The 5339-nt window shown below is 74.8% G+C and carries 5 protein-coding genes and 1 pseudogene; 2 read left to right on the forward strand and 4 right to left on the reverse strand.

Annotated elements, in window-relative coordinates; genetic code table 11:
- The first annotated feature begins 62 nt into the window (after positions 1 to 62).
- A complete protein-coding gene (locus TEK04_RS21045; RefSeq protein WP_336406334.1) occupies positions 63 to 941 on the forward strand; it encodes a tryptophan 2,3-dioxygenase in 879 nt (292 codons plus the stop codon).
- Here TEK04_RS21045 and TEK04_RS21050 read toward each other — a convergent pair.
- The 4 genes and pseudogenes from TEK04_RS21050 to TEK04_RS21065 form a co-directional block, all read right to left on the reverse strand.
- Positions 938 to 3229, reverse strand: coding sequence for a HelD family protein (locus TEK04_RS21050; RefSeq protein ID WP_336406335.1), 2292 nt, complete (start codon positions 3227 to 3229; stop codon positions 938 to 940). The genes TEK04_RS21045 and TEK04_RS21050 overlap by 4 nt on opposite strands.
- A 63-nt stretch (positions 3230 to 3292) precedes the next feature.
- On the reverse strand, positions 3293 to 3418 hold the full coding sequence (locus TEK04_RS21055) for a hypothetical protein (protein ID WP_336406336.1): 126 nt from the start codon (positions 3416 to 3418) through the stop codon (positions 3293 to 3295).
- 572 nt (positions 3419 to 3990) lie between these two features.
- Positions 3991 to 4131 (reverse strand): annotated as a pseudogene (locus TEK04_RS21060) (FAD-dependent monooxygenase); the annotation flags it as partial.
- 16 nt (positions 4132 to 4147) lie between these two features.
- On the reverse strand, positions 4148 to 4312 hold the full coding sequence (locus tag TEK04_RS21065) for a hypothetical protein (RefSeq protein WP_336406337.1): 165 nt from the start codon (positions 4310 to 4312) through the stop codon (positions 4148 to 4150).
- Between the two features lie 14 nt (positions 4313 to 4326).
- Between TEK04_RS21065 and TEK04_RS21070 the strand changes: the two genes are divergently transcribed.
- The gene (locus TEK04_RS21070) at positions 4327 to 5220 is read left to right on the forward strand and encodes a 3-methyladenine DNA glycosylase (RefSeq protein ID WP_336406338.1); all 894 of its coding nucleotides are present in this window, start codon (positions 4327 to 4329) and stop codon (positions 5218 to 5220) included.
- Positions 5221 to 5339 lie beyond the last annotated feature (119 nt).

Here is a 5339-nt window from a genome sequence, read left to right on the forward strand (position 1 = left end):
GGGCGGGGCGGGGCGGGGCGGGGCGGGATAGCGCAGGGCAGGTCAGGGTGCACCATGCGGGCATGAGCGAGCACGCGGGCGAGCGCCCCCTCGAAGCCGGCATCCGCACCGACCTGCGGGACACCATGAGCTACGGGGGCTACCTCGACCTCGACCGGCTGCTCTCCGCCCAGCACCCGGTCAGCCGGCCCGAGCACCACGACGAGCTGCTGTTCGTCATCCAGCACCAGACCACCGAGCTGTGGTTCAAGCTGGTGCTGCACGAGCTGCGGGCGGTCCGCGCGGACCTCGACGCCGACGACCCCGCCCGTGCGCGCAAGGGCCTGGCCCGGGTCAAGCACATCTTCCGCACCCTGGCCGAGCAGTGGTCGGTGCTGGCCACCCTCACCCCCAGCGAGTACGCCGAGTTCCGCGGATCGCTGGGCAGCTCGTCGGGGTTCCAGTCCTACCAGTACCGGGCCGTCGAGTTCGTCCTGGGCAACAAGAACGCCCGCATGCTGACGGTCTTCGACGCCGAGCCCGAGGCCCAGGCCGTGCTCGCCGAGCTGCTCGACTCCCCCACCGTCTACGACGCCTTCCTGCGCCACCTCGCCCGCCAGGGCCACGCCGTCCCCGACGAGGTGCTGCACCGCGACGTCCGGCAGGCCTGGACCATGCACGCCGACCTGGTGCCGGTGGTCCACCGCATCTACGCCGACACCGAGACCCACTGGGCCGACTACGCCACCTGCGAGGACCTCGTCGACATCGAGGACGCCTTCCAGTTCTGGCGGTTCCGGCACCTGCGCACCGTGCAGCGCACCATCGGGTTCACCACCGGCACCGGGGGGAGCTCCGGCGCGAGCTTCCTGCGCCGGGCCCTGGACCTCACGTTCTTCCCCGAGCTGTACGAGGTCCGCACCGGCATCGGCGCCAGCGCCCAGGCACCCCGGGACCGCTAGTCGGCGAGGCGGTGCAGGGAGTCGGGGAGCTCCTCGGCGTGCAGCACCGCCAGGCGTTGGGTGGCGCGGGTGAGCGCGACGTAGAGGTCGGAATCCCCGCGCACGCCCTCGGCCAGCACCGCCGCGGGCTCAACCAGCACCACCGAGTCGAACTCCAGGCCCTTGGCCTCGGCCGGGCGCAGCAGCACCGGGCCGGCCGAGGAGTCGGCGTCCGCCCCGGCGCTCGCGTCGGGCAGCGCGGCCACCGCACCGTCGAGGAGCGACGGCGGCACGATGACCGCCGTCGTCCCGCCCTTGCCGGCCAGGTCGGCGGCCACCTCGGCCACCCGGTCCAGCAGGTCCGACGCCGCCACCCGCTCGGCGCGGGGCTGCTCGCCGCTGCTGCGCACCGACCGCGGCGCCTCCAGCGACGACCCGGACGCCGCCAGCACGTCGGCGGCGACCTCCATGATCTCCGTCGGCGTCCGGTAGTTGACCGTGAGCACCGCCTGGCGCCACTGGGTGCGGGCGTGCGGGGTGAGCACCTCGGCCCAGCTGTCCGCCCCGCCGAGGGTCCCGGTCTGGGCCAGGTCGCCGACCACCGTCATCGACAGCGTCGGGCACTTGCGGGCCAGCATCCGCCAGGCCATCGCCGAGAGCTCCTGGGCCTCGTCGACCACCACGTGACCGAAGGTCCAGGTGCGGTCGGCCGCGGCCCGCTCGGCGGTGGAGCGGTAGTCGGCCTCGTCGGCGCGCGCGGCCAGGCCGGCGGCGTCGAGCAGGTCGCCGGCCATGAGCTCCTCGGACTCCTCGTCGTCGTCCGCGTCGTGCGACCGCGAACCGTGCAGCAGGTCCAGCACCCGCTGCGCCTCGTCCAGCCCGGCCTGCCGGCGGCGCGCCGCCGCCGCCCGCTCCGCGGAGTCGTCGACGCCGAGCAGCTCGTCGGCCTCCTCCAGCAGCGGGACGTCGGACACCGCCCAGGCGGCGTCCCGGTCACGCAGCAGCAGGGCGCGGTCGGCGTCGGTCAGCGTCTTCCCCGCCCGGGCCAGCCGGTCGGGGGAGGAGAACAGGTCCCGCAGCAGCTCCTCGGGCGTGAGCAGCGGCCACAGCTCCTCGACCAGGTCGACCACCGCGGGCTCGCCCGCGATCTCGCGGCGCAGCGCCCGGCGGTCCTCGGCGTCGAGCAGATCCACCCCACCCCGGATGTCGGAGCCCAGCCGGTCGGCCACCCGCTGCGCGAGCAGGTCCACCAGACCGCGGTAGAAGGCCGGCCGGGCCAGGTTGTGCAGCCGCGACGCCCGACGGGCCTGGGTGCGCACCTTGGCGACGTCCCCGGCGCGCAGCCGGATGCGCTCGCGGTCGATCACCAGCTCCCGGGTGCCGCGCAGCACGCCCTGCCGGTCCTTCACGGCGTTCGCGACCACCTCGGCCATGGCCAGCCGGCCCTTGACCTCGGCGGTGGCCGGGTCGTCGGTGACCGTCGTCGAGAGCCCCGGGCGCAGCTGCCCCAGCCCGGCCATCACGACACCGGTCTCGCCCAGGGCGGGCAGCACGTCGGCGATGTAGCGCAGGAAGGTCGGCGTGGGCCCGACGACGAGCAGGCCACTGCGGGCCAGCCGGTCGCGGTGGGTGTAGAGCAGGTAGGCAGCGCGGTGCAGCGCGACGGCGGTCTTGCCGGTGCCCGGCCCGCCCTGCACGACCAGGATGCCGCGGGAGTCCGAGCGGATGATCGCGTCCTGCTCGGCCTGGATGGTGCGCACGATGTCGGTCATGCGGCCGGTGCGCTCGGCGGTCAGCGCGCGCAGCAGGGCCGCCTCGCCGGTCAACCCGCGGTCGTCGGCCTCCTCGCCCTCGGCCAGCACCAGCACCTCGTCGTCGACGCCGGTCACGCGCCGGCCCAGGGTGCGGATGTGCCGACGCCGGGCGATGCCCTCGGGGCGGAACGGGGTCGCGGTGTAGAACGGCCGGCTGGCCGGCGCGCGCCAGTCGACCAGCGCGGGGTCGCCGCCGGCGTCGTCGGCGGGCAGCCCGGTGCGCCCCACGTACAGCGGCTGCGCGACGTCCTCCCGGTCGAGACGGCCCAGCACCAGGCCGGCCTCGGCGGCGTCCAGCTGCACGATGCGGGTGCCGTGGAACCGGACCGCGGCCTCCTTCTCCCCCATCGCCTGCGGGTTGTCCACCAGCGGCGCGGAGATGGCCTGCTGCCGACGGGTCACGGCGAGTTCGCGGGCGGCATCCAAGCGGGCGTAGAGGCCGGTGACGTGCTCCTGCTCCTCGATGAGTGCCTGGTCGGTGGTGCTGCTCGACACGTACGGGTCTCCTCGGGTGGGGCGGGCCCGTCGAAGGTAGTCGCCGAACCTGCCGATCGGTGATCACCCTGCGCCGGGGGCATCGGAGTGGCGGGCGGCGACGTAGCAGTCGGGGCGGAGCAGCAGGCAACCGCCGTCGACGATCTCGCGCAGGTCGGCCCAGGTGCCGTTCGGGTCGTCGAACGGCAACCCCGGCCTGAATCGCGACCGGCGTGATCTCCAGCCCCCGCTCGGCACCCAGCGCCGCGGCCGCGTCCAGCCACTGCTGGCCCCCCACCCCGGTGACGACGGCGAAGCGCCCCTTCCCGACCAGGTCGAGGGTCACGACCTCGCGTCCACCCCGGGTGACCCAGGCGTGCGACAGCTTGGCGCCGGGCCAGGTGGTGGGCCGGGCACAGAGCTGGTGGTCCCGCTCGTGGGGGCGGCATCGTCGTCCCGTCGGGGACGACGGCGTCCGAGGCGTAGCGCTGGTTGCGCTCCACGCCGTGCGCGTCGAACTCGTAGGCCTTGTAGGCGATGGCCTCCCGGACGGCGGCCCGCACCTTGTCGCCCTCCGGCCCCGGCGCACGGCGCAGCGCGAGTTGGCGCTCGAGGGCCTCGGTGTCGGTGGTGTCGGCGAGCTCGAACGCGGCCATGATCCGGCCGGTGTCGGCGATCAACGGGTTCGCCCGCTCCGCGACCTGCCGGGCAATGGGTGCCCGTTCGGCGTCGGAGGACCCCGGCAGAGAAGGACCCGCGGGCCCGTTGATCACGTGCGTCAGCTACCAGGCCAGGTTGTAGCTGTCCTGGATCGAGGTGTTGGAGCCCAGGCCGTTGGTCGGCGGGTGCCGGTGCACGGCGTCGCCGGCGCAGAGCACCCGGCCGCGGGCGATCGTCGTCGCGGCGTGGTGGTTGACCGTCCACGGCGACCGCGTAGCACTACATGAGCATCCACTCGGTCCAGGGCTTGATCATGCGGAACGCGCCCAGCCCGACGCCCTCCTTCCCGGCGCCCGGCTGCAGCACCCAGCAGAGGACGGGCGGTCGGTGCGCGTCCAGGTCCGCGAGGCACTGGTTGAGCGTTCGACCACTGTCAAGGCGCACCTACGCTGGGCTGTGTGACCGTGCTGGGACCGGAGGAGGCGACCGCCCGTGCCGCTGCCCACCGGCAGCGGCTGTTGACCTGGGTGGGCCCGCACCTCGCGCGCCGGCAGCGGCACGAGGCGCACCCGGTGCTGGACTTCCTGTTCACCTACTACTCCGAGTCCCCGGCCCGGCTGCTGCGCTGGCACGCCGGGGTCGGGCACTCGGTCACCGGTGACCTGGCCGAGGAGCGCCTGGGCTGGCCGATGTACGCGCAGGGCCCCGACGGCTCGGTCGGGCTGGACGTCGAGGCGTTCCGGGAGCGCCGCGGGACGTCGGCCGGCTGGGTCGCCGGGTTGCTGCAGGCCACCGCCGGGCGGACGGCGCAGTTCGGCTGCTTCGGCCTGCACGAGTGGGCGATGGTGCACCGGGCCACCCCGCGGCACGGCGCCGTCCCCCTGCGGCTGGGCCCGGCGGGCACCGACGCCGTCGTCGAGTCCCACCGCCTGCAGTGCACGCACGTCGACGCCTACCGGTTCTTCACCCCCACCGCGGCCCCGCGCAACGCGCTCGCCCCGACCCGCGACACCCAGGCCGAGCTCGAGCAGCCGGGCTGCCTGCACGCCGGCATGGACCTCTACAAGTGGGCGGTGAAGCTGGCCCCGGCCGTGCCCGGTGAGCTGCTGGCCGACTGCTTCGAGCTCGCGGTGGACATCCGGGTGCTCGACATGCGGGCCAGCCCCTACGACCTCGTGGCCCACGGCTACGCCCCGGTGCCGATCGAGACCGCGGCGGGCAAGGCCGAGTACGCGGCGGCCCAGCGTGGCTTCGCCGAGCGCGGCCAGGCGTTGCGGGCCCGCCTGCTGGCCGTCTGCGACGCCGTCCTCGGCCCCGCCGGAACCCCGACCCCGGACCGCCCCACCCCCTGACCGCCCCACCCCCGACCACCCCACCCCCTGGATGTGACATCCGGCGGTGTCCGACGCCGCGGACGCCACGACGAGTCACATCCAGCGGGGGTGGCGGTTGGGGTGGGGTGGTCGGGGGT

It is taken from the genome of Klenkia sesuvii, assembly GCF_037083825.1.
Taxonomy (GTDB): Bacteria; Actinomycetota; Actinomycetes; order Mycobacteriales; family Geodermatophilaceae; genus Klenkia; species Klenkia sesuvii.

Bases quoted from the DNA above. Each gene is read 5' to 3' on its own strand.
- TEK04_RS21045 (WP_336406334.1), top strand. From the start codon at position 63: ATGAGCGAGCACGCGGGCGAGCGCCCCCTCGAAGCCGGCATCCGCACC.